Source organism: Massilia cellulosiltytica, assembly GCF_047325105.1.
Lineage (GTDB): Bacteria > Pseudomonadota > Gammaproteobacteria > Burkholderiales > Burkholderiaceae_D > Telluria > Telluria orientalis.
Genome location: NZ_CP168562.1, coordinates 5,925,385 through 5,949,586 on the forward strand (window position 1 = coordinate 5,925,385; position 24,202 = coordinate 5,949,586).

The following is a 24,202-nucleotide window of genomic DNA, read 5'->3' on the forward strand; positions in this document are numbered from 1 at the left end:
TATGCCTTTTATGATCTGACTCTCTCGCGGGACGTCGAAAAACCTACTGCGCGTTGCACTGCAGTCCTGCGATGCTCGCTGTACTTTCGTACAGCTGCGCTTCTCGAACTGCATTGCCGCCGCTCGCGACGGTTTTTCGTGGTCCCTTTTGGAGGCGCCGGCCTAGCTTTCCGGAAGCCTCCTGTACAGCCACGATTCTATGCGCGATTCACGCTTCGGCCAAGTTCGCCTCTGGCGCTAACTTTAACAGCAAAATCGATACCGAAGCGCCACTTCCGTCGGCGCGGTTGGCGACGTCGATCCGGCCGCCATGTTCGTCGACGATCTTCTTGACCATCGGCAGGCCCAGGCCGGTGCCGCGCGCTTTCGACGTGACGTACGGTTCGAACGCCCGCGACAGGATCCTGGGCGCGAAGCCGGGCCCGTTGTCGACGATCGCCAGGCGCACCGCGGTGCCCGTGCCGCCGTCGGCGCCGACATAGTGGATGGCCTCCGTCACGATGTCGATGCGGGGCGGGTCATCCTGCGGCGGGCGGTCGGCCAGCGCGTCCTGCGCGTTCTGCAGCAGGTTGTGGATCACCTGGCGCAACTGGGTCGCGTCGCCCATCACGCGCGGCAGGCCGGGGGCGAGCGACGGGTGGATCACGTCCGAGCCATCCTCGGACAGGTACAGGTTCAGTATCTCGTCGATCAGGTCGTTCAGGTCCAGCGGGTGCAGCACGGCCGGCGGCGTGCGCGCGTAGTCGCGGAAGTCGTCGACCATGCGCTTCATCGCGGCCACCTGGCTCACGATGGTGTCGGTGGCCTTGTTGAGGAGTGCCGCCGCATCCGGGTCGACGCGGTCGGCCAGCTTCATCTGCAGGCGTTCGGCCGACAGCTGGATCGGCGTGAGCGGGTTCTTGATCTCGTGCGCGAGGCGGCGCGCGACCTCGCCCCAGGCGACCGAGCGCTGGGCCGAGATCACGTCGGAGATGTCGTCGAACACGACGATGAAGCCGCTGCCCGCCCCCACCGGCAGGCGCGAGCCGCGCGCGAGCAGGGTGAGGTCATGGTCGTCGTCGGTGCCGGGGCGGCGCGGGATCTCGATCTGCTGCTGCCAGTGCGCCCGTCCGCGCCCGCGGCCCGCGGCCGATTGCGCGCTCTGCGCCGAGAAGGCGCGAGTGACGGCGCCCGCGAACACTTCCAGCCCCTCGATCGCGTCGAGCGGACGGCCGGCCAGCGACGCGACGTCGACCGCCAGGATGCGGTGCACGGCATCGTTCGAGTTGACGACGACGCCATCGGCATCCATCACGATCACGCCGGCCGACATGTTGGCGAGCACGGATTCCAGGTGGGCCTTGGCGCTTTCCAGCGCGGCGCGGTTGCGTTCGACGGCGGAGCGCGCTTCGAACAGCTGGCCCGTCATCGCATTGAACGATTGCGTGAGCGTGCCCAGTTCGTCGTTGGTCTCGACGATCGGGCGCGGCGACAGGTCCCCTTCCGCGACGGCGCGCGTGCCCTCGGCCAGCACGAGCAGCGGCTGCGCCAGGTTGCCGGCGATGAGGAACGATGCGCCGATGGCGGAAAAGATCGCGAGCAGCAGGGTCAGCGTGAGTTCGCCGATGTACATCTTGTTCAGGCCCCGGCGCGCCGCGAAACGCTCCTGGTATTCGCGGTAGGCGGTGCGCAGCACGGTGGAATTGGACGCCAGGTTGACGGGCACGGCCTGTGTCAGCTGGAGGTAGCGCGGCGCCATGCCGGGCGGCTCCGGCACGGCCACCACGACGCGCAAGCGCAGGTCGGTGGCCGCATCGAGGGCATTGGGCGACTCGTCGTGCGCGTCGCGGAAGTCGTCGTCGATACCGCCTTCTGGACGCGCATAACCGCCCGGCATCGCGGCCTGCTTGAGCATCTGCGGCGTGGGCAGGTCGGCAGGCGGGACGGCACTGCGGTCCTCGGTGGCGCTGGCGACCGGCTTGCCGGCAGCATTCAGCAGCAGGGCGCTCTGCATGCCGTCGCCATCGTCCAGCGCGCGCGCGAGGATCGTCTGGGCATCCTGTTCGCTCTGCCCGGCCAAGGTGGCGGCGACGGTGCCCGCGTTGGCGCTCAGGCCGGCCAGCGCTTCGTCGAGCGCGGTGCGAGACAGGTTCAGGCCGGAGTCGAGCGCGGCCTCGATCTTGACGTCGAACCACGATTCGATCGAGTGCGAAACGAACTGCACCGACACCATGAACACGACGACCCCGGGCAGGATGCCGATCCCCCCGAACAGCACCATCAGGCGCACCATCAGCCGCGAGCCGAACTTGCCGGCCCTGTAGCGCGAATAGAGGCGCCAGAACGCGACCAGCACGAGCACGAACAGCGCGCCGGCGACGACGATGATCAGGCCGAACAGCCAGGCGAAATTGCGGGCGAAGAAGCCGGTGTTGCTGGATGCGGAGGCGAGGAGGAAAACGAGGATCGACGCGATCGCGCTGCCGATCACGAGGGCATAGCGCAAGGCCCGGATCACGGCTTACTCCGCACGGTAGGTGAAGGTCTTCTTGTGCGAGGCCAAGCGCCAGTCGGAATTGTTCAGGGCGTCGACCTGGAGCGGTTTCAACAGGTATTCGCGGTCCATGAACATGCGCACGGTAACGTTGTAGGTCTCGCCCGGCTTCAGCGACCCCGGCTTGGCGATCAGCCAGCGGGTCGGCCGGCGGATCGCGAGCAGCGCCTCGTCGAGCGTGTCGAAATTCTGCTGGATGCTGCCGGGGACGGATACGTGATAGACCCGGAACAGCACGTCGTAGTTCAGCTTGACCGTGCGGCGCGAGGACACGGCGTGGTCGTCGGTCCACCACCAGCGCGGCCGGGTCAGCTCGATCTCGGTGGTGAAGGACAGCGGCACGCCGTGCTGGATGGCCTGCTCGAGGCCGGGTGTCAGGTCGAACGCATAGGCGGCGGACAGCCGGTAGCCGTCGTCGGAAGCCTCGATACTGGCGCGGGTGATTTCGATCCCGTCGGCCGCCTGCGCCGTTGCGCATGCGAATGCCAGCAAGAACTGGCAGGCGAGGAGGCGGAAAAATCGTACAGTCACTAGGGCCAGAGCCTTAAAAAGCGTTGTCGGGATTACTCACGCTCCGGCCTTCTGGAACAGGGCGTAGAACAGACCGTCATGATCCTGCCCGGCGCCACTTCGAGGAAGCAGTTGGCCCGGCGCGTCGAGACGGACCGCACCGTGGCGCGCCGCGAAGGCGGCGGCCTGCGCTTCCGATTCCTGCGGCCAGAGCGAACATGTCACGAACAGCAATTTACCATCGGGCCGCAGCATCTGCCAAAGATTGTCGAGTATTTTGCCGGAAAGTGTTGCAAGTTGGTGGGTGTCACTCTTGCGTCGTAACCAGCGAATATCCGGGTGGCGGCGGACGATGCCGGACGCCGTGCACGGCACGTCGGCGAGGATACGATCGTATTGACGACCATCCCACCAATCCACCGCTTCCGCCGCCCCCGCCTTGACGGTCGCGGACAGCCCCAGGCGCTGCAGGTTCTGGTCCACGCGCACGAGGCGGCGCGCGTCGGCATCCAGCGCCGTCAGGTCGACGTCGGCCGACTCCAGGATGTGTCCGCTCTTGCCGCCCGGCGCCGCGCAGGCGTCCAGCACGCGCATGCCGTCGTGCACGTCGAGCAGCGGCGCGGCCAGCTGGGCACCGGCATCCTGCACGGACACGAGGCCGTCGGCAAAGCCGGGGATCTGCGCCACGTTCACGGCCTGCGCCAGGCGCACGGCGCTCGGGCCCACCTGTTCCGCGCGCATGCCGGCCGCAGCCAGCGTCTTCAGATACGTGTCGACGTCCGTCCTGCGGCGGTTGACGCGCAGGGTCAGCGGCGGCTGGCGGTTGCCCGCCTGGAGGATCGCCTGCCAGTCGTCCGGGTACGCCGTACGCACCGAGTCGATCCACCATTGCGGGTAATTCCACTGGGCGACCTGGTCGCGCAGCGCGGCGCCGAGCAGCTGCTCGCGCTCGCGCAGGAAGCGGCGCAGCACGGCGTTCACCATCGCCCTCGCATGCGCGAAATCCGGGTGGGCGGAGCTGGCGAAGACGGCCTGGTCGACGACCGTGAAGGCCTCATAAGGCGGCTCGCTGCCTTCGGGCGGGTCGAGCAGCGCCAGCGCGCATTCCAGCAGGCCGGCCAGCATGGCGGGCTCGGGCGCCTTGCTCGTCATCAGGCCAAGCAGGATCTCGCTGCGCCCCAGCTGGCGCATGGCGCGGTAGGCGATGTCCTGGATGGCGCCGCGCGCCTGCGGCGGGGCGTCATACGCCTGGAACACCTCGGCCAGCGCCTGGGGGAGCGCCGTGCCGGCGCGCACGCGCGCGAGGCTGCTCGCCGCGCCCAGCAGGGCGAACGCGAGGGAATCGGTGCGCAGGTCGGGACTGTAATCGAGCTGGACGTGGGCCTTGACCTCGTGGCTGTGACGCAGGCGCGCGCCCTCGTCCTTGGGGCGGGACGGCGCATAGCCGGCGTCGCGCGGGGCCGGCTCGACCTGTTGCGTACCGCGCGGCGGCGTGCCGCCGGGGCCGCGCGGGGCGGTCTGCCCCTTGCCGGATGCGCCACCCGGCCGGGCCGGGCCGGCCTTCTTGCCGCCGTTGCGGCCGCCGGCCTTGGGTTTGAGAGTGAGCGTCGGGCGCTTTTCGGTCATGGCAAATCGATCAATGCATAAAGACGCTCATTGTAACGGTTACGCGTTGCGCAGGCTTAAGCGAGGCTTGTGCCCGTGCCCCCCGGATGGTTTGCGCGTTGCGGCAAACCAGTATAATGATCGCTTAGCCTGCCGGTGGCACCGCCACCGCGCCGCACCGACCACGCAGCACCGACCATTACATTTTCGACCACAGTTCATGTTAGCCCAACAAAAACAAGAGATCGTTGCCCTGTTCCAGGCCGCATTGGCTCCCATTGTCGCCGGCAGCGACCTCAGCCCTAACGTCGTCCTGGAGCGCCCGCGCGATCCGTCGCACGGCGACATCGCCTGCAACATCGCCATGCAGCTGGCCAAGCCGCTGAAAACGAACCCGCGCGAACTGGCCACCCGCCTCGTCGCCGCGCTGCTGGCCGATCCGAAGGCAGCGGGTCTCGTGGAATCGGCCGACGTGGCCGGCCCGGGCTTCATCAACCTGCGCGTGGCGGCAAGCGCCAAGCAGTCGGTCGTGAAGACTGTCCTGCAGCAGGGCGACGCCTTCGGCCGCGGCGACTCGGGCGACGGCCACCACGTGATCATCGAATTCGTGTCGGCCAACCCGACCGGCCCCCTGCACGTGGGTCACGGCCGCCAGGCGGCACTGGGCGACGCGCTGTCGTCGCTGTTCGCATCGCAGGGCCACCAGGTCACGCGCGAGTTCTATTACAACGACGCCGGCGTGCAGATCCTGACGCTGGCCAATTCGGTCCAGGCGCGCGCCCGCGGCTTCCGTCCGGGCGACATCGAATGGCCGGAATCGGCCTACAACGGCGACTACATCCAGGACATCGCCGCCGACTTCCTCGCGAAGAAGACCGTGGCGGCCAGCGACGGCCAGCCGGCCACCGCCAGCGGTGACACGAACGACATCGAATCGATCCGCCGTTTCGCCGTCACCTACCTGCGCAACGAGCAGGACCAGGACCTGCAAGCGTTCGGGGTCAGGTTCGACAATTACTATCTCGAATCCTCGCTGTACACCGACGGCAAGGTCGAAGCGGCCGTGCAGGCCCTGGTCGACGCCGGCGTGACCTACGAACAGGACGGCGCGCTGTGGCTCAAGACGACGGACTACGGCGACGACAAGGACCGCGTGATGCGCAAGTCCGACGGCACCTACACGTACTTCGTGCCGGACGTGGCGTACCACATCCAGAAATTCAAGCGCGGCTTCGACCAGGCCATCAACATCCAGGGCAGCGACCACCACGGCACCATCGCTCGCGTGCGCGCCGGCCTGCAGGCCGTGAACATCGGCATCCCGCAGGGCTATCCCGACTACGTGCTGCACAAGATGGTCACCGTCATGAAGAACGGCGAGGAGGTCAAGATCTCCAAGCGCGCCGGTTCGTACGTGACGGTGCGCGACCTGATCGAATGGTCGGGCAACGGCGACGTGACCCGCGGCCGCGACGCCGTGCGCTTCTTCCTCATCTCGCGCAAGGCCGACACGGAATTCGTGTTCGACGTCGACGTCGCCCTCGCCACCAACGACGAGAACCCCGTCTACTACGTGCAGTACGCCCACGCGCGCATCTGCTCGGCCCTCGCGAACTGGGGCGGCGACGTGGCGCAACTGGCCGACGTCGATCTCTCTCCGCTGACGAATGCGCACGAATCCGGCCTGCTGGCCAAGCTGTCCGCGTACCCGGAGATGCTGCAGCGCGCGCTCGTCGAGCTGGGCCCGCACCAGGTCGCGTTCTACCTGCGCGACCTGGCCGGCGAACTGCACAGCTACTACTTCGCGCACAAGTGGCTGCTCGACGACGACGAGCCGACCAAGCTCGCGCGCCTCGCGCTGGCCGCCGCCATCCGCCAGGTGCTGCGCAACGGCCTGGCCCTGATCGGCGTTTCGGCGCCGGAGAAAATGTAAGCGTTTTAACCACACCGTACTACATGACCGCTTTCCGTAATCGCTCGCAATCCTCCTTCACGCGCCAGCGGGGCAGCACGCTCACTGGCCTTATCATCGGCCTGATCGTCGGTCTGGGCATCGCGGTCGCGGTCGCGCTGACGATCACCAAGGGCGCCTCGCCGTTCACCGACAAGACGGTCAAGGCGGGCCGCCCGGCCGATCCCGCGCCGGGCCAGGCCCAGGACCCGAACAAGCCGATGTACGCCAACCGCGACGCCGCGCGCGTGGCCAACAAGGAGATCACGGACAAGGCGGCCGCGCGTTCCGGCGGCAGCGATGCCGCACCGGCACCGAGCGCCAGGCCGGCCGACGCCGATCCGCTGGGCCAGGCGATCGCCGCGATGAAGGAGCCGGCACCGGCACCGGCCAGGGTCGAGCCGAAGCCGGAGACGCGCGTCGCGTCGGCGGCCCCCGCGGCACCGGCCGCCGCCCCTGCCGCCGCCGGCGGCGAGTACATTTACTATCTGCAGGCGGGCGCGTTCCGCGACCTGTCGGATGCGGAAGCGACCCGCGCCAAGCTCGCGCTACTCGGCTTCGAAGCCGCGATCAGCGACCGCACGAGCGACAGCGGCGTGCTGCACCGCGTGCGCCTCGGCCCGTACAACCAGGTCGAAGCCATGAACAAGGCGCGTGCCAAGCTGCTCGACAGCGGCGTCGACGTCGCCATCGTGCGTAACCAACGATAAGGGGTCGCGATGTCTCTGACGCGCCGTCTGTTCTGCACCGCCCTCCTCGGCCTCGCGGCCGGATCCGCCACGCTGTCCGCATCGGCCGCCGCTCCGCAGGCGGGATCGCAATACCTCGTGCTGCCTTCCGTGCAGCCGACCGACGCGGGCAACAAGGTCGAAGTCATCGAATTCTTCGCCTACTACTGCCCGCACTGCTACGCTTTCGAACCCGCGCTCGAAGCGTGGGTCAAGAAGCAGGGCGACAACATCGTGTTCAAGCGCGTCCACATCCAGGGCGGCGCCAGCGTGCTGCCGCAGCAGCGCCTGTTCTACACGCTCGACGCGATGGGCCTGCTGAACCAGTACCACCAGAAGGTGTTCGACTCCATGCACCAGCAGCACCTGCGCCTGTCCAGCGACGAGCAGGTGTTCGACTGGGTGGCGCAGAACGGTATCGACCGCGCGAAATTCGTCGACACGTACCGCTCGTTCGGCATCCAGGCGAAGCTGCGCCGCGCTGGCGCGATGATGGATTCGTACGGCGTGGACCGCTGGCCGCTCGTGGTCGTCGACGGCCGCTTCGTCACGTCGCCGTCGCACGCGGGCGCCGGCGCGCCCGAGGGCACGACGGAAGCGCAGCAACAGCAGACGGCCCTGCAAGTGATGGACTTCCTCGTCGCGAAAGCGAAAGCGGACAGGAAATGACCGCGGCGCGGCGCCGCCGGCTGCGCGTATTCATCACGGGCGCGTCCAGCGGCATCGGCGCCGCCCTGGCGCGCGAGTACGCGGCGCGCGGCGCCATCCTCGGCCTGCTGGGCCGCCGCGCGGATGCCCTGCACGCGCTGCCCTTCTCCGCCGATCACCACATCTACGCCGTCGACGTGACGGACCAGGCGGCACTGGCTGCGGCCGCCGCCGACTTCATCGCGCGTGAAGGCGGCGCCGACATCGTCATCGCCAGCGCCGGGGTCTCGGCCGGGACGCTGACCGAACGGCCCGACGATTTGTCCCGGTTCGCCGAGATCTTCGCCATCAACGTGACGGCCACCGTCGCCACGTTCGCGCCGTTCGTCGAGACGATGAAACGCAGGGAAGTCGACGACCGCGGCCCGCGCCGCCTCGTCGCCATCGGCAGCGTGGCCGGCATCCGCGGCATGAAAGGGGCCGGCGCCTATTGTGCGTCGAAGTCCGCCGTGCACACCTATGCGGAATCGCTCCGCCTCGAATTGCAACCCCACGGTATCCGGGTCGTGACCATCGCGCCCGGCTACATCGACACACCGATGACCCGCCAGAACCGTTTTCCCATGCCCTTCCTGATGCCCGTGGACCGCTTCGCGGCCGCGGCCGCCCGCGCCATCGACGCCGGCACGAGCTACCGCGTGATCCCGTGGCCGATGGGCGTCGTCGCCAAGGTCCTGCGCCTGCTGCCCAACATCCTGTTCGACGCGCTGTTCGCGCACGCGCCGACCAAATCCGGCAAGGTGGCGCCATGAACGCCGACCGCATCATGGCGCTGTCGCGCGCCGGCGTCGCCGTCGAGGTGGTGGCGGAGACGGGATCGACGAATGCAGACCTGCTGGCGCGCGCGCCCGGGTTGACGGCACCCGTGCTGCTCGTTGCCGAACACCAGACGGCGGGACGCGGCCGCGCGGGACGCAGCTGGCTGTCCGAACCGGGTCACTCGCTGACGTTCTCGCTGGCCTGGCGCTTCGCCGGCGGGCTGCGCGGCCTGGCCGGCCTGCCGCTCGCGATCGGTGTCGCGCTGGCGGAAACGCTCGGCCGACTCGGCCAGAGCGTGCAGCTGAAATGGCCGAACGACGTGCTCAAGGACGGCGACAAGCTGGCCGGTATCCTCGTCGAGACGCAGGTGGCGGCGGACGGCGCCGCATGGACCATCGTCGGCATCGGCGTGAACCTCGTGATGCCGGATGCACTCGAAGACAGGATCGGCCGCAACGCCGCCGCGATGCCGTGGCTCGCGCGCATGGACCGCGACGAGCTGATGGCCACGCTGCTCGACGGCCTGGCCGAGGCGCTGGCGCTGTTCGCGCACGCCGGGTTCGCCGCCTTCGTCGCGCGCTGGAATACGCTGCACGCGTGGCAGGGCCGGCCGGTCGTCCTGCTCGACCGTGGCGAGGTCCAGCACGAGGGCCTCGCTGCGGGCGTGGACGACACGGGGCGGCTGCTGCTCGACACCGCGGCCGGTCGTGTGACGATCGTGGCGGGCGACGTGTCGCTGCGCACGAAGGATTGATGTCCGGGAGGTCAAATGCTGCTGCTCGTCGATGCTGGAAACACGAGGATCAAATGGGCCATCGCGGCCCCTGACGCCGCGCCGGGCGATTGGACCGCGCACGGCGCCGTGCCGCATGCGGAACTGGAACGCCTGCAGGCGGCGTGGGCGGGCCAGGGTCTTGCGCGCGCGATCGTCTCGAACGTAGCGGGCCACGCGATGGAGGCCCAGCTGACGGCCCTGCTCGCCCCGCTGCTGCCGGCGCCGCCCACATGGTTCACGTCGCGCGCGGAATTGAAAGGCCTGCGCAACCGCTACCGCAATCCCACGCAACTGGGCAGCGACCGCTTCGCCGCCGCCCTCGGCGCACGCTGCGTCGCCCCCGGCAAGAACCTCGTCGTGGCCACGTGCGGCACGGCGACGACGGTGGACGCCGTCAGCGCCGCCGGCGACTTCCTCGGCGGGATGATCCTGCCGGGCCTGGGCCTGATGCTGGGCGCGCTGGCGCGCGGCACGGCCCAGTTGCCGCAGGTGGCGCCGGGCGCGACGCCGGCGACCTTTGCGGACCACACGAGCGACGCCATCCTGTCCGGCTGCCTGGCCGCCCAGGCGGGCGCGATCGAACGTGCCTGCGCTGCGCTGCCGGCCGACCTGTGCATCGTCTCTGGCGGCGCGGCGGCCAGCGTGGCCCCTCTCCTGTCCGTCCCGCACTGGATGCTGGATAATATTGTGCTGGTGGGCCTGCATGCGGCCGCACCCTTCCTTGCTTCCGACTCTGCTCCCGCTTGAGGACATGCTCGTGCTACGACTCGCCTTCTGGTCCCTGCTATTCCTGAACGCCGCCCTGTTCGCGTATGCCCAAGGCCTGCTCGGCACCGCCAGGAGCAACGAGCACGAACCGGCACGCCTGAAGCGCCAGTTCAACACGGCCAGGATGACCCTGCTGACGCGCGACCAGGCCGAGGCCGCCGCGAAGGCTGCCGCCCCGCCGGCGGGTGGCGATGCGGCGGACGTCACTTCGTCGGCAAGCGCTGCGGCAAGCGCGCCTGCACCTGCCAGCGCGCCGTCGGCCCCCGCTCCCGCCCTTGCCTACGCGTGCACGGAAATCGGCCCGTTCAATTCCCCCGACGCCCGCCGCTTCGAAGCGCGCCTCGCCGCGCTGGACCTCGGTGACCGCCAGTCGCGCCAGACCATCCAGGCCCAGGACGTCAGCAGCTGGCTCGTGCACATCCCGACGCAAGGCAGCAAGGAAGCGGCCGATCGCAAGGCGGCCGAACTACGCAACCTGGGCGTGACCAATTTCTACGTCCTGCAGGGCGACTCGCCGTTGAAATACGCGATCTCGCTGGGCGTGTTCAAGACCGAGAGCGGCGCCCAGGCGATGCTCGCGCAACTGGGCAAGCAGGGCGTGCACTCGGCGCGCATCGCACCGCGCGGGCCGCAGACGACGCACTACGTCTACCGCGTACGCAGCCTCGATGCCGCGACCCGCAAGCGCATCGAAGGCTTTGCCGAGCGTTATGACGGGGCGGACGTCAAGAGCTGCGGGTAAGCGCGGACGCATCGCGGGATGACTGTCCCGTCTGCTCGCCACCCAGCACCTTCACCGCCCGCTCGAGCGCCTTGATCTTCTCCCGCATCGCCGACAGATTACGCAGCAGCGCCGCGTTGCGTTCCCACTCCGCATTCGGCGCCATCGGATAAAACCCCGTGTAGCGCCCCGGTGCCGTGATCGAGTTCGGCACCAGCGTGCCGGCCGTGACGTGGACGTTGTCGACGATGTCGATATGGCCGTTGATCATCGCGGCGCCGCCGAACGTGCAATGTCGGCCGATGTTGGCGCTGCCCGCCACGCCCACGCAGCCGGCCATCGCCGTGTGCGCGCCGATGCGGCAGTTGTGGCCGATCTGGATCAGGTTGTCGAGTTTTACCCCGTCCTCGATCACCGTGTCGTCCAGCGCGCCGCGGTCGACCGCCGTGTTCGAGCCGATGTCGACGTCGTCGCCGATGACGACGCGGCCCGTCTGCGGGATCTTGATGTAGACGCCGCCATCCACCGCGAAGCCGAAGCCGTCGCCCCCGATCACGGCGCCGGAGTGGACGATGCCGCGCGCGCCGATGACGCAGCGCGCGTGGAAGGTCACGTTGGCGAAGAAATGCGTGCCCTCGCCCACGCTGGCGTCGCGGCCGATGTAGCAACCCGCGTCGATCACGGCGCCGCGCCCGATGGCCGCGCCCTCCTCCACCGTGACGTGCGGACCGAGGAAGGCAGTCGGGTCCACGCGTGCCCCCGGGTGCACGGCGGCTGTCGGGTGGATGCCCGGCGCGGGCGTATGTCCGGGCGCGCACAGGTATTGCGCCGTGCGCGCGAAATACGCATATGGGTTGTTCGTGACGATGCGCGCGCCCGCGTACGTGGCCGCGACTTCAGGCTCGTCGAGCGGCGCCAGGATCAGGGCCGCCGCGCGGCTGTGCGCGGCCACGGCGCGCAGCCGGCTGTTACTGAGAAAGCTGATGTCCGTGGCGCCCGCGCGGTCCAGCGGGGCGATGCGCGCCACTTCGATGTCCGGGTCGCCTTCCAGCCGGCCGCCGAAGCGCGTGACCAGCTCCACGAGTCGTGCCCCCATCCCAGCCTCCTGTCGCGTCGTTGCGTCGATATGCGGTTCGACAGGGACGCCAGGCCGGCAGTTCCGGATCCCGTGGGGAAAACGGAAGCAGTGTGAGCTACCGCAAAAGAAAAGGCTGTGTTCGCGATATTTATGTGAACTGAAATTCGTTGCAGAGGTCAGACGCATCGTCGAGTTAACTCATGAGGAGTGACGATGCGCGGCCTGACGTTCGACGAATTGTTCGCCATGCTGTTGGCGGTGCAGTTGTCGCCAGACGACCTGTCTCGGCTACGGGAATGGATCGCCGGCATCGCGGATCCGGCCGAGTGCATTGCCCTGATCGAGCAGGCGGCGGCGGGCCGGCCGTGTCCGCATTGCCGCTGCGCCCGCAAGCACCGCTGCGGCCAGGCCAGCGGACTGCAGCGCTTCCGCTGTCTCGGCTGCGGGCACAGCCACAACGCATTGACCGGTACGCCGCTGGCAAGGCTGCGCAAGAAGGAGTTATGGCTGCCGTACTTGCAATGCGTGCTCGAATCGCGCACGGTGCGCGACGCCGCGCGAGTCGTCGGCGTGCATCGCACGACCAGCTTCCGGTGGCGCCACCGGTTCGTGCCCGGCGCCATGCGCGATCGGCCGGCGACATTGTCGGCCATCGTCGAGGCCGACGAGACGTATCGGCTTGAGTCGCAGAAGGGGGCGCGCAACCTGACGCGGCCACCCCGAAAACGTGGCGGCGTCGCCAAACGGCGGGGTGTCAATCGGGAACACGATTGCCTGCTCGTCGCGCGCGACCGCAGCGGCCGCACGCTCGATTTTCATACGGGGCGCGGTCAGGTGACGGTGGGGCAATTGCATGAGTGCCTCAAACCCGTGCTGCAAGACGACGCCCTCTTGATCACCGACGGCGCCATCGTCTATCAACATTTCGCGGAGCAGGCTGGCATCACGCATGAAGCAGTGAACGTGGAAGCGGGCGTTCGTGCGCGTGGCGCGATCCATGTGCAGAACGTGAACAGCTGGCACAGCCGGTTCAAAAGCTGGCTGGTGCGGTTCCGCGGCGTGGCGAGCCGCTACCTGATCCATTACTCGGGTTGGCAGCGCGTGCTGGACGATCGTCGGCTCACGAAGCCGGCTCATCTGCTGTTTGCTGCGGTCCAGCTCGGCTAGACGAGCGGGTTACCGAACTACCGCGAACACAGCCAAAGAAAAAGCCCCGCTCGCAACCGGCGCGTTGCATGCCGGTCGAAAGCGGGGACAGGGGACGTAACAGGTACTGCCGTGCGATCAGAACTTGCCGCGGATGCCCAGCTGGAAGGTGCGGCCCGGATCGAACGACGTGAACTGTGCGTTCGGGAACTGGAAGTAGCCTTCGCGCTTGGCCTTGTTCAGGTTGACGATGTCGAACGTGATCGTCGGCCAGTTGTCGCGGTTCAGCACTTCTTCCAGGTCCACGCTGGACGAGAAGTCGGCCTGCTTGTACGAGCGGCCGTACAGTGCCGCCAGCGTCACGCCGCTCTGGTTCGCGTTGGCGCTCTGGCTGCCCTGCTGGTACTGGTGCGAGATGCGCGCCATGTAGCCGTGGTTCTCGTAGTAGAAGCCGAAGTTGTTGCTCTTCTTCGGCACGTTCAGCGCCACGAAGCCGTTGGTGCCCTCGCCGCTCGCGCTCTGGTTGATCAGGGTCGCGGTCTCGCTGAAGCCGAAGCCCTTGATCGGCAGCAGCTTGTCGAGCGGCTGGACCCAGCCGATCTCGAGGCCGCGCACGGTCAGGATGCCGCCGGCGTTGCGTTCCTGGCTCATCACGACGGTGGCCACGTCCGGGCCGCCACGCGAGTTGATCGCCACCTGCTGCGTCGGGATCAGGTTGTTGTACGTGATGCCGTAGGCGGCCAGGGCGGAGAACGGCATCGTCAGGTTGTCGATGACGGTGAAGCCCTTCACCTTCTTCTGGAACACGGTCAGGCTCACATAGCCTTCGCGGCCGGTGTACCAGTCGATGCCCAGGTCGATGTTATTCGACAGATAGGGCTTCAGTTCCGGGCTGCCGATCGTGCCGACGTCGGCCGACGTGCCGCTGAAGTTGATGCCCGGACGCAGCGAGTTCGGATTCGCACGGGTCATCGTCTTCGACGCCGCGATGCGGGCCACGATGTCGCTGCGCAGCGTGATGGCCGCGGTGGCCGACGGCAGCGTGTTGTTGTAGGTGGTGTCCTGATAGACCCACTCGGTCTGGTTCGGGTACTTCGAACCGTTCAGCGTCAGGCTGGCGTTGCGCGGATCGCTGAACGAGTTCAGGGAGCCCACTTCCTGCTTGGTGCGGACATAGCGTACGCCGGCGTTGTAACGGACCGGGAAGCTGAACAGCTTGGTTTCGCCGTTGAGCTCGGTGTAGAAGCCGGTGGTGCGCTCACGCACATAGCCCGAGCTGGCGCCCGTCGACGAGCTCGTGGAATCCGGCGCGCTCGAGTTGTATGCGTCGTAGTTCGAATCTTTGCGGAAGCGGTCCCAGTCGACGACGAGGCGGTCGTGCGGGCCCTGCACCAGGTAGGAGGCCAGCTTGTTCAGCGGAATCAGCGAACCCTGGTAGGTGAGCGGTGCCGTCTGGCCGGCCGTGTAGCCGGTGCCGTAGCCCGGGTACAGCGCGGCGGCGCTGGCGCCCGGCGTGCTGGCGCCGTCGCACGGCGGCGCGCCGTTCGGACCCTGGATGAAGACGCTCGGGTTGTTGCCGCAGACGGCGGCCTGCCAGGCGGCCGAGTTGTCCTGGCCGCGGATGCGGCGGTCGATGTCGTCGTAGGCGAGACCGGCCTTGACGTTCAGCTTGGCATCGCCCCAGGTCAGGTCGGTGTGGAAGCCTTTCGTGCTCGTTTCGCGCAGCTCGTTCTGGATGTTGACGCGGCCGCCGGCCCAGACGAAGTTCGCCGGGTCGTTGACGTCCTTGTTGAACGAAATGCTCGGCACGCCGCCATTGTTCTGGAACGTGGTGACGAGGCCGCTGCCCGCTGCCGTGATCGGCATGATGGTCGGTGCTTCGTGCGAGAACGTCGACTTGGTGGCGTTGGCCTGGGCTTCCAGTTTCAGGGTCGGGGTGATCTTCCACTCCATGCCCGGGTTGATGCCCTTCAGGTCGGTACGGTCGCGACGCGGACCGAATTCGATGAAGTAGGTCGAGTTGGCGTACGTGCCCGACGTGACCGTGCAACCCGTGGTGCAGTCGCTCTTGTCGACCTGCATGTTCAGCGGGATCGCTGCATTGTTGCGGACCGCCCAGGTGTAGGCGATGCGCTGCATGTCGTCGTCCTTCTTGCTGTACAGCGTGTCGACGTAGAAGTGCAGGTTTTCCAGCGGACGCCATTCGGCGCTGAGGATGGCCGAGCCCTTGTCGCGCGTGCCGAAGTAATCCATGAAGCGGCCCAGGCGCGGCACGAGGGCGTTGTCGATCTGGTCGATCGTCAGGCCCGGGTTGTGCGCCAGCAGGAACGCCTGGTCGATCGGCGTGCCCGCCGCGAGGCCGGCGCCGGCGCCGGCCGGAACGGTGGACGGGATCGTCCAGTTGCCGCCGCCGGTGCTGTTGCGGGTCGGCGAGGCGCTCTGGGCTGCCGTCAGGTTCGGGTTCGTCAGGCCGACGGTCTCGTAACCGGTCGTGCGCGACTTCTGGCGGTTGACGGCGATGCCGGCCAGGATACCGAACGTGTCGCCCCAGGTCTTGCTGGCCACGATGGAGCCGCGGCCGCCGACGCCGTCGGCGATCTGTTGTTTCTGCGCCGTGCCGCTGTACGACACGTGGGTGCCCGGGTTGTCGAACGGGCGCGCGCTGCGCATGTTGACGACGCCGGCGGCGCCGCCTTCGATCAGGCCGGCCGTCGGGCTCTTGCTGACGGTCAGCTTGGTGAACAGGTCGGTCGGCAGCAGGTCGAGGTCGACTTCGCGATTGGTGCTCGCGCCGTCGATCGGGCCGGACGACGCCACGGCGATCTGCGCATTGTTCAGCAGGATCTTGGTGAAGCTCGACCCCAGGCCGCGGATCTGGATGTTCATGCCCTCGCCCGTCACGTCGCGGGCGATTTGCACGCCGGGCACACGGCTCAGCGATTCAGCGATATTCTTGTCGGGGAATTTACCGATGTCTTCAGCGCTGATGGTGTCCGTGAAACCGACGGATTCCTTTTTATCCTTCGCCGACGACAGCAGACTGGCGCGGTAGCCGGTCACCTTGACGACGTTGGTATCGGCCTGGACGACCGGCGCGGGCTGGGCCGGCGCTGCGGTATCTTGCGCATATGCTTGCTGGATAAGGCCTGCGAGCACGCTCAGGCCAAGCACGACTTGCCGGCGCTGGCGGCGCCGTTGTATGGACTTCTCGATCATTGCTGTCTCCTGTGTTTTTCTATGCCTGGGACGTCCCGACGGGTCGTCTTTATGGCTGGCAAAATCAGTGTAGGAGCACAATGTTAACGGTGTCAATCTCGCAAACATAAATGTTATGCGCAAACATCGACGGTAACTTTGCATTTATCAGGCTGTTTTCGGCGAAGCCCCTTTTTATGTTTGGAAAAATCACGAATTTCTTGCGCAAAAAATGGTAGCGTATAGCAAATCCAAAAACGTTGTAGATGTCTGACATCTGATGATAAAACATGCAGAAAGCATCGTTTTAGGACATTCCCGTACGAAAATACAGCATGTGACATGGGAAATTGTCGGGATTACGGGAAGAACTGCCATGAACATTGATCAGACGTCTGATGTCTATGGAAGCTGGGCAGTAGGCGCGAACGCCTGCCCTGCCGCTCAGCGCCGTACGACGATGGGTTTCAGGCCGAGTCCGGCCGGCAGCGCACGCGCCGCTTCCTGCGCGAGTGCGCGGGATTCGAAGGGTCCGCCGTACAGGCGGTTGACGCTGCCCGAACGGACGACTTCGACCGCCAGGTCGACGCCGGCCTGCTTGAGCTTTTCACCCAGTTCCTCGGCCTTGCCGTCGCGTCCGTAAGCGCCCAGTTGCAGATAGAAACCCGGCGCCAACGCAGCCTTGTCGGCGGCGGCCGAAGCCGATGTCGAGGCGACAGGCGCCTGCGCACGCGCGACGGCGGCGCTGTCCATGTCGACACGGTCTTCCAGCATGAGGGCGGCGATGGCGGGCGGTGCCGGCAGGGCCTGCGCCTCGGAGGCGGCGGCGCGGCGCGCGGACGCGAGCTGCATCACGTCGCCCGGGAACAGGCGCTCGACCTGGACCTGGTGGCTGCCCTTCCCCAGCAGACCCAGCTTGAGGGCGGCCGTGTACGAGACGTCGATCACGCGGTCGGAGTGGAACGGTCCGCGGTCGTTGATGCGCACGACGACGGACTTGCCGCTCTCCAGGCTCGTGACGCGCGCGTACGAGGGAATCGGCAGGGTCGGGTGCGCGGCCGTCATCTTGTACATGTCGTAGGCTTCGCCCGACGACGTGCGCTGGCCGTGGAACTTGACGCCATACCAGCTGGCCACGCCGCGCTGGGTGAACGGTTCGTCGTTGATGAGCGGCGTGTATGTCTGGCCGAACACGGCGTACGGCTTGTTGGCGAACTTGGCGTAGGGCTCGTACTTGACGACGGCGTCGGGGGTGTCCAGCAGGCCCGGCGGCGGATTCGCGCCGGGGCCGTCGTCCTGGTAGTAGCCGCCGCGGCCAGAACCGGCCGGCGGCAAATTCGGAAGCTTCGGATCCACGCGGGTGACCTTGTGCTTCCACGGCAGGGGGATCAGGCTTTTGTGTTCGCCGTTCTGGTCCGTGGTACTGCACCCCGCCATCATTGCCAACATCGCAATGACCGCTGGGAGCGACCTCGGAACGGCCTTCGCGTTCTCTTGCATATCAGGTCTGCACCAGTTTGCGGTGTCGTTGAATACTCATCAATATACCACTGCAGAGGCCCAAAGTAATCAGCGCGGTTCCGCCATAGCTCATGAAAGGAAGCGGAACTCCGACCACGGGCAGGATGCCGCTGACCATGCCCATGTTGACAAAGGCATACACAAAAAACATCATCGCGACCGATCCGCCCAGCAGGCGCGTGAACAGGTTCGGTGCATTGGCCGCGATCATCATCGCGCGCCCGATCAGCAGCAGGTACAGGAACAGCAACACGAGATTGCCGACCAGACCAAACTCTTCGGAATATACCGAAAAAATGAAGTCGGTGGTACGTTCCGGAATGAATTCCAGATACGCCTGCGTCCCTTTCATATAGCCTTTGCCGGTCACGCCGCCCGAGCCGATCGCGATGGTCGACTGGATGATGTGGAAGCCCTTGCCGAGCGGATCGGACGTGGGATCGATCAGCGTCATCACGCGTTCGCGCTGGTAGTCGTGCATCATCGACCACGCCACCGGCAGGCCCGCGCAGCCGGCCGCGAACAGCGCGCCGAGCGCCTTCCACGACAGGCCGGCCAGGAAGATCACGAAGAAGCCGGAGCCGCCCACGAGCAGCGCCGTGCCGAGGTCGGGCTGCTTGGCGATGAGGCCGAAGGGTATCAGGAGCAGCAGGGCCGCCACCGCGAATGACTTCCAGTTGAGGATGCCCGCCCGGGTCTGGAAATACCAGGCCAGCATCAGCGGCGTCGCGATCTTCATGATTTCGGACGGCTGGATGTCCACGCCCACGTGCAGCCAGCGCCGCGCGCCCTTCTTGATGATGCCGACGGTCGCCACCGCGAGCAGCAGCGCGACGCCGAACGTATAGATCGGCACGGCGAGCCGCAGCAGGGTCTGCGGGGGGACGATGGCGGCCGCCCACATGAATACGAAGGCGGCGATGATGTTGCGGATCTGGCCTTCCAGGCGGCCGGGGAAGTCGTGGCCGGCCGAGGACAGCGTGACGAGGCCCGTGCACAGCAGCAGGAACAGGATCAGCGACAGCGCCGGATCGAAGACGGTGAAATACGGTTTGAGGCGCCGGCTGAGCGAGCGGCGTTCGGGAAAATGCGCCATGGTTCAGTCCTTGTTGCCGGGGGTCTCGCCGCCCGGCCTGAAATCGGCGCCGGCCGTGGGCGCCACCTGGTCTTCGTCGGCCGGGACCGGGTCGACGGGTTTCGGCGCCGGCTTGTCCGCGTCGCCCGGACGCTTGCCGAGCAGGTAGTAATCGAGTGCCTTGCGTGCGATCGGTGCCGCCACCGCCGCGCCGAAGCCGGCGTTTTCCACGACCAGCGCGATCGCGATGCGCGGATGGTCGGCCGGCGCGTAGGCGATGAACAGCGCGTTGTCGCGCAGGCGTTCCGGGGTCGCGGCGGCATTGTACTTCTGGCCCTTCAGGCCCACGACCTGCGCGGTACCCGTCTTGCCGGCCACGGTGTACTGCACGTTGCGGAACGGGATGAAGGCGGTGCCGCTCTGGTCGGCCGTCACGCCGACCATGGCGCGCTTGACGACGTCGATGTTCTGCTGCTTGAGCGGGATGCGGCCGGATTCCTTCGCCACCGTCGGCGTGCGCGCATGGTTGCCGCCGTCCTCGAGCAGCTTGACGAGGTGCGGGCGCATGATGACGCCGTCGTTGGCGAGCGTCGCCACGGCGTGCGCCATCTGCAGCGGCGTATAGCTGTTGAAGCCGTTGCCGATCGAGATCGAGATCGTGTCGCCGCCGACCCACTTCTGCGCCGCGCGGTTGCGCTTGAAGCGCTCGCGCTTCCATTGCTGCGACGGCAGCACGCCCGTCTTCTCGTGTTCGAGGTCGATACCGGTCTTTTCGCCGAAGCCGAACGGCTGCATGAAGTCGTGCAGGCGGTCGATGCCCATCTCGTTGCCGAGCTGGTAGTAGTAGGTGTCGCACGACATCACGATCGACCGGTACATGTCGATGTAGCCGTGGCCGCCGCGCTTGTCGTCGTTGAAGCGGTGCCCGCCCAGCATGAAGAATCCGGGGTCGTTGATGCCGTACTCGGGGCGGCGCAGGCCCAGCTCCAGCGCGGCCAGCGCCATGTACGGCTTGAACGTGGAGCCGGGCGGGTACGTGCCCGACAGCGGACGGTTCATCAGGGGCTTGTCGAGCGACGTGTTCAGTTCCGTCCAGCTCTGGGTGTCGATGCCGTCGACGAACAGGTTCGGGTCGAAGCCGGGCCGCGACACGTACGCGAGCACGTCGCCCGTCGCCGGCTCGATGGCGACCAGCGCGCCGCGGTAGTCGCCGAACGCCTGCTCGACGACTTTCTGCAGCTCGATGTCGATCGACAGGATCAGGTTGTTGCCCGGCGTCGGCGGCGTGCGCGACAGGGTGCGGATCGCGCGGCCGCCGGCCGAACGCTCCACTTCCTCGTAGCCCGTCTGGCCGTGCAGCTGGCGCTCGTAGCTCTTTTCCAGGCCTTCCTTGCCGATATGGTCCGTGCCGTTGTAGTTGGCGGCATCGTCGCTGGCGTCGATGACCTTGGCCTCGGCCTGGTTGATGCGGCCGATGTAGCCCAGCACGTGCGAAGCGACTTCGCCCAGCGGATACTGGCGGAACAGGCGCGCCTGCACTTCGACGCCGGGGAAGCGGAAGCGCTGCGCGGTGAAGCGCGCCACCTCGTCGTCGGTCAGGCGGGTGCGGATCGGGACACTGGAAAAATTCTTCGACTCTTCCATCAATCGTTTAAAGCGTTTCCTGTCTTTCGGTTCGATCGTCACGAGCTTCGCGAGTTCGTCGATGACGGAATCGAGGTTCGCTTCCAGCTTGGACGGCGTGATCTCGAGCGTGTAGGCGGAATAGTTGCTGGCCAGGACGACGCCGTTGCGGTCGACGATCAGGCCGCGGTTCGGCACGATCGGGACCAGTGCGATGCGGTTGTCCTCGGCCTGCGCCATGTACTGGCTGTGCTTGACGACCTGCAGCCAGACGAAGCGTGCGACGAGCAGGCCGAAGCAGATGAAGACGAACAGCACCATCGCCGTCAGGCGCATGCGGAACAGGTGGATCTCGCGATCGCTGTCTTTAATCTCGGTCATTCGGGGAGGCGATGAATAAATGCTTCAGATCGGACGCGTATGGTCCTTGTCGACCGCGCGGCGCTGCGGCGCCAGCAGCAGCCACGTAATCACGGGCCACAGCGCGACGGCGATCACGCTTTCGATGAACACGAGCGCGCCGGGAAAGCGGCCCGTGACGAAGAAGCGCACCATCACCTGGATCGCCTGCGTGAGCAGCAGCAGCGGGAACACGTGCATCGCCTGCGTGACGAGCGGGAACCACAGCACGCGGCGGTGGATCATGATCGCCAGGTACGACAGCAAGGTGTACGCGAGGGCGTTCTCGCCCAGCAGCGTGGCGTCGTGCACGTCCATCAGGAGGCCCATGCAGAACGCGATGCCGATGCCGACCTTGCGCGGCTGGTGGATGCCCCAGAACACGAGCACCAGCGCGACGAAGTCCGGCGCGCCGACCCAGCGGCCCCACGGCAGCAGGTTGAGCATGAACGCGCAGACCAGGCTGAACGCGATGAACAGCGGGCTGACCGGCAGCAGGATGTAGTGCGGACGGTTCGTCGTCGGCATCAGGTGCCCTCCTTCGGCCGGGCCGCGGTGTTGGCTGCGGCCGGCGCTCCGGCGGCCGGCACAGGCACGGCCTGGGTCGGCGCGGCGGTGGCCGGCGCCCGGGTGGCCGCCGGTGCGGTCGCAGCCGGGCTGCGCGCGGCAGCAGCGGGATTCGCACGCGCGGGCGCGGGGTTCTGGTTCGCAGGCGCTGCGGCCGGACGCGCACCGGCGGCGGTACCGGCGGCCGCCGGGCTGCGCGCCGCGGCCGCGGGGTTCGCGCGCGCGGGCGCGGGGTTCTGGTTCGCGGGCGCCGCGGCCGGACGCGCACCGGCGGCGGTACCGGCGGCCGCGGGCGGCGCGACGGCAGGCGCCAGCGGTTGCGGCGGCAGCGGCAGCGGCGGCACGGGTTCCATGCGCGGCAGATTCTTGCGGGACGTGGTGTTGGCGTTGGCCTTCGGCGCTTCCGCGGCCGGGCGCGGCGGCAGCGGCTGGTCGGACATCACGATCAGTAGCTGGCGGTGGCGGTCGATGCCGGCCAGCGGCTGGCACACGACGCGGCCGAAGGCGCCCTGCGCCACGTTCTCGACCTGGATGACTTTCGCGACCGCGAGCCCAGCCGGGTAGACGCCGTCCAGGCCGGACGTCACGAGCACGTCGCCGACCTGGATGTCGGCGTTCGGCGCGACGAAGCGCAGGTCGAGCAGGCCCGACTGGCCGCGGCCGTAGGCCACGCTGCGCAGGCCGTTGCGCAGCACCTGCACGGGGATCGCCTGTTCCTTGTCGGTGAGGAGCGTGACTTCGGACGTGAACGGGAACACGCGCGTGACCTGGCCGACGACGCCGGCGTTGTCGATCACGGGCAGGCCGAGCTTGACGCCGCTGCGGGTGCCGCGGTCGAGCACCACGCGGCGCGTGGACGGGTCGCGCGCGTCGTACAGGATCTCGCTCATCTGGGAGCGTACGGGCAGATGCTCGCGCGCGTCCATCAGGCGGCGCAGTTGCGCGTTCTCGGCCATCTGGAGCTGCGCCTGCTGCATGGCCTGGGCCATCGCGACCTGCTGGCTCTTGAGGTCGCGCACTTCCTTCTGCAGCGCGGAGATCGAGGAAAAATACGTCCCCATATTGGCCAGCGCGTCGCGCGGCGCGAGGGCAGCCATCTGGAACGGGTACAGGACCGTTGCCGCCACCTGGCGCACGGCAGTGAGCGCGTGCAGGCGGGCGTCGACCACGAGCAGCGCGATCGACAGGAGAGCGAACACGGTCACCTTGACCCTTGCGGGGGCGCCTTGCTTGAACAGCGGCGGAGGACTGTATTCCATGACTTCCAATAATGCGGGGCCTGCGGCGCCCGCGTCAACGAAGACGCCCGGCGCGGGTACGCGTCAGACGGGCGCCAACAAACGCGGACGGCGCGTGCCGTCCCCGGATCGCCGAAACGGTCACACGCCCTGTCCGCGCAGCCACGGCCGGGTTACTCGTACGAGAAGATCGAGCCCAGCTTGTCCATGCGCTCGAGCGCCATGCCCGAACCGCGCACGACGCACGTCAGCGGATCCTCGGCCACCAACACCGGCAGGCCGGTCTCTTCCATCAGCAGGCGGTCCAGGTCGCGCAGCAGTGCGCCGCCGCCGGTCAGCATCATGCCCTTCTCGGCGATGTCCGCGCCCAGTTCCGGCGGGGTCTGCTCGAGGGCGTTCTTGACGGCCGAGACGATGTTGTTCAATGGATCGGTCAGCGCTTCCAGGATCTCGTTGGACGAGATCGTGAACGAACGCGGGATGCCTTCCGACAAATTGCGGCCCTTGACTTCCATCTCCTTGACTTCGGAGCCCGGGAAGGCCGAACCTATTGCTTTCTTGATCGACTCGGCGGTCTGTTCGCCGATCAGCATGCCGTAGTTGCGGCGGATGTAGTTGACGATGGCTTCGTCGAACTTGTCGCCGCCCACGCGCACGGAACCTTTATAGACCATGCCGCCCAGCGAGATGATGCCGACTTCCGTCGTGCCGCCGCCGATGTCGACGACCATCGAGCCGGTCGCCTCGGACACCGGCAGGCCCGCGCCGATCGCGGCCGCCATCGGCTCTTCGATCAGGTACACCTGCGACGCACCGGCGCCCAGCGCCGATTCGCGGATCGCGCGGCGCTCGACCTGGGTCGAACCGCACGGCACGCAGATGATGATGCGCGGCGACGGACGGAAGAACTTCGAATCGTGCACCATGCGGATGAACTGCTTGAGCATCTGCTCGGTGACGGTGAAGTCGGCGATCACGCCATCCTTCATCGGACGGATCGCTTCGATGTTGCCGGGAACCTTGCCGAGCATTTGCTTGGCTTCCTTGCCGACCGCCTGGATCGTCTTCTTGCCGTTGGGACCGCCTTCCTGGCGGATCGCGACGACCGAAGGCTCGTCCAGCACGATGCCCAGGCCGCGCACGTAGATCAGCGTGTTGGCGGTACCCAGGTCGATGGCCAGGTCGTTCGAGAAATAGCTACGTAAAAAACCAAACATGTGTGTCCTGATATGCGCAATAGGGTGCGCCTAACATTAATCGGGGAATCCTCGCCGCGACTGCCGAGCGCCTCGCGGGCTTTTC

At 67.2% G+C, this 24,202-nt stretch carries 19 protein-coding genes; 8 read left to right on the plus strand and 11 right to left on the minus strand.

Annotation, left to right across the window (positions count from 1 at the left end; all coding sequences use genetic code 11):
- Nucleotides 1-208 precede the first annotated feature (208 nt).
- The 3 genes from ACEN9H_RS25980 to rsmB are packed head-to-tail and all read right to left on the minus strand — an operon-like array spanning nucleotide 209 to nucleotide 4,669.
- The gene (locus ACEN9H_RS25980; protein WP_413672598.1) at nucleotides 209-2,497 is read right to left on the minus strand and encodes an ATP-binding protein; all 2,289 of its coding nucleotides are present in this window, start codon (nucleotides 2,495-2,497) and stop codon (nucleotides 209-211) included.
- 3 nt (nucleotides 2,498-2,500) lie between these two features.
- The gene (locus tag ACEN9H_RS25985; RefSeq protein WP_413672599.1) at nucleotides 2,501-3,064 is read right to left on the minus strand and encodes a DUF4390 domain-containing protein; all 564 of its coding nucleotides are present in this window, start codon (nucleotides 3,062-3,064) and stop codon (nucleotides 2,501-2,503) included.
- Nucleotides 3,065-3,100: 36 nt separating this feature from the next.
- Nucleotides 3,101-4,669, minus strand: coding sequence for a 16S rRNA (cytosine(967)-C(5))-methyltransferase RsmB (gene rsmB, locus ACEN9H_RS25990; RefSeq protein WP_413672600.1), 1,569 nt, complete (start codon nucleotides 4,667-4,669; stop codon nucleotides 3,101-3,103).
- Nucleotides 4,670-4,868: 199 nt separating this feature from the next.
- On the opposite strand from rsmB, the gene argS reads away from it, so the two are divergent.
- From argS to ACEN9H_RS26025, 7 genes are read left to right on the plus strand one after another with little or no spacing between them, the layout of a single operon-like run.
- Nucleotides 4,869-6,581 (plus strand): arginine--tRNA ligase, encoded by a 1,713-nt coding sequence (gene argS / locus ACEN9H_RS25995; protein ID WP_413672601.1) that lies wholly within the window; start codon nucleotides 4,869-4,871, stop codon nucleotides 6,579-6,581.
- A gap of 23 nt (nucleotides 6,582-6,604) precedes the next feature.
- Entirely contained in the window at nucleotides 6,605-7,309 is a 705-nt protein-coding gene (locus tag ACEN9H_RS26000; RefSeq protein ID WP_413672602.1) for an SPOR domain-containing protein, read from the plus strand.
- A 9-nt stretch (nucleotides 7,310-7,318) separates the two neighbouring features.
- Nucleotides 7,319-7,996 carry a thiol:disulfide interchange protein DsbA/DsbL gene (locus tag ACEN9H_RS26005; RefSeq protein ID WP_413672603.1) on the plus strand — a complete coding sequence of 226 codons (678 nt, stop codon included), beginning with the start codon at nucleotides 7,319-7,321 and terminating at the stop codon, nucleotides 7,994-7,996.
- Entirely contained in the window at nucleotides 7,993-8,787 is a 795-nt protein-coding gene (locus ACEN9H_RS26010; RefSeq protein WP_413672604.1) for an SDR family oxidoreductase, read from the plus strand. The genes ACEN9H_RS26005 and ACEN9H_RS26010 overlap by 4 nt, the downstream gene beginning before the upstream one ends.
- The gene (locus ACEN9H_RS26015; protein WP_413672605.1) at nucleotides 8,784-9,548 is read left to right on the plus strand and encodes a biotin--[acetyl-CoA-carboxylase] ligase; all 765 of its coding nucleotides are present in this window, start codon (nucleotides 8,784-8,786) and stop codon (nucleotides 9,546-9,548) included. The genes ACEN9H_RS26010 and ACEN9H_RS26015 overlap by 4 nt, the downstream gene beginning before the upstream one ends.
- A 15-nt stretch (nucleotides 9,549-9,563) precedes the next feature.
- Nucleotides 9,564-10,316 carry a type III pantothenate kinase gene (locus ACEN9H_RS26020; RefSeq protein ID WP_413672606.1) on the plus strand — a complete coding sequence of 251 codons (753 nt, stop codon included), beginning with the start codon at nucleotides 9,564-9,566 and terminating at the stop codon, nucleotides 10,314-10,316.
- A gap of 10 nt (nucleotides 10,317-10,326) precedes the next feature.
- A complete protein-coding gene (locus tag ACEN9H_RS26025) occupies nucleotides 10,327-11,079 on the plus strand; it encodes an SPOR domain-containing protein (protein ID WP_413672607.1) in 753 nt (250 codons plus the stop codon).
- Here ACEN9H_RS26025 and lpxD read toward each other — a convergent pair.
- On the minus strand, nucleotides 11,063-12,154 hold the full coding sequence (gene lpxD / locus ACEN9H_RS26030; RefSeq protein WP_413672608.1) for a UDP-3-O-(3-hydroxymyristoyl)glucosamine N-acyltransferase: 1,092 nt from the start codon (nucleotides 12,152-12,154) through the stop codon (nucleotides 11,063-11,065). The two genes, ACEN9H_RS26025 and lpxD, sit on opposite strands and share 17 nt — an antisense overlap.
- A gap of 195 nt (nucleotides 12,155-12,349) precedes the next feature.
- Here lpxD and ACEN9H_RS26035 point away from each other — a divergent pair, with 195 nt between their 5' ends.
- Nucleotides 12,350-13,303 carry an IS1595 family transposase gene (locus tag ACEN9H_RS26035; RefSeq protein ID WP_413672609.1) on the plus strand — a complete coding sequence of 318 codons (954 nt, stop codon included), beginning with the start codon at nucleotides 12,350-12,352 and terminating at the stop codon, nucleotides 13,301-13,303.
- Between the two features lie 117 nt (nucleotides 13,304-13,420).
- On the opposite strand, the gene ACEN9H_RS26040 is transcribed toward ACEN9H_RS26035, so the two are convergent.
- The 7 genes from ACEN9H_RS26040 to ACEN9H_RS26070 form a co-directional block, all read right to left on the minus strand.
- Nucleotides 13,421-16,498 carry a TonB-dependent receptor gene (locus ACEN9H_RS26040; RefSeq protein WP_413672610.1) on the minus strand — a complete coding sequence of 1,026 codons (3,078 nt, stop codon included), beginning with the start codon at nucleotides 16,496-16,498 and terminating at the stop codon, nucleotides 13,421-13,423.
- 423 nt (nucleotides 16,499-16,921) lie between these two features.
- A complete protein-coding gene (locus tag ACEN9H_RS26045) occupies nucleotides 16,922-17,926 on the minus strand; it encodes a septal ring lytic transglycosylase RlpA family protein (RefSeq protein ID WP_413672611.1) in 1,005 nt (334 codons plus the stop codon).
- 52 nt (nucleotides 17,927-17,978) lie between these two features.
- Nucleotides 17,979-19,094: a rod shape-determining protein RodA gene (gene rodA, locus ACEN9H_RS26050; protein ID WP_056122207.1), complete on the minus strand. Its 1,116-nt coding sequence runs from the start codon at nucleotides 19,092-19,094 to the stop codon at nucleotides 17,979-17,981.
- Nucleotides 19,095-19,097: 3 nt separating this feature from the next.
- Nucleotides 19,098-21,077 (minus strand): penicillin-binding protein 2, encoded by a 1,980-nt coding sequence (gene mrdA, locus ACEN9H_RS26055; RefSeq protein WP_413672612.1) that lies wholly within the window; start codon nucleotides 21,075-21,077, stop codon nucleotides 19,098-19,100.
- 24 nt (nucleotides 21,078-21,101) lie between these two features.
- The gene (mreD, locus tag ACEN9H_RS26060) at nucleotides 21,102-21,623 is read right to left on the minus strand and encodes a rod shape-determining protein MreD (RefSeq protein WP_025511654.1); all 522 of its coding nucleotides are present in this window, start codon (nucleotides 21,621-21,623) and stop codon (nucleotides 21,102-21,104) included.
- Nucleotides 21,623-22,921, minus strand: coding sequence for a rod shape-determining protein MreC (gene mreC / locus ACEN9H_RS26065; protein ID WP_413672613.1), 1,299 nt, complete (start codon nucleotides 22,919-22,921; stop codon nucleotides 21,623-21,625). Before mreC ends, mreD begins: the two co-directional genes overlap by 1 nt.
- Before the next feature lie 152 nt (nucleotides 22,922-23,073).
- Entirely contained in the window at nucleotides 23,074-24,117 is a 1,044-nt protein-coding gene (locus tag ACEN9H_RS26070; RefSeq protein ID WP_025511657.1) for a rod shape-determining protein, read from the minus strand.
- Nucleotides 24,118-24,202: the final 85 nt, after the last annotated feature.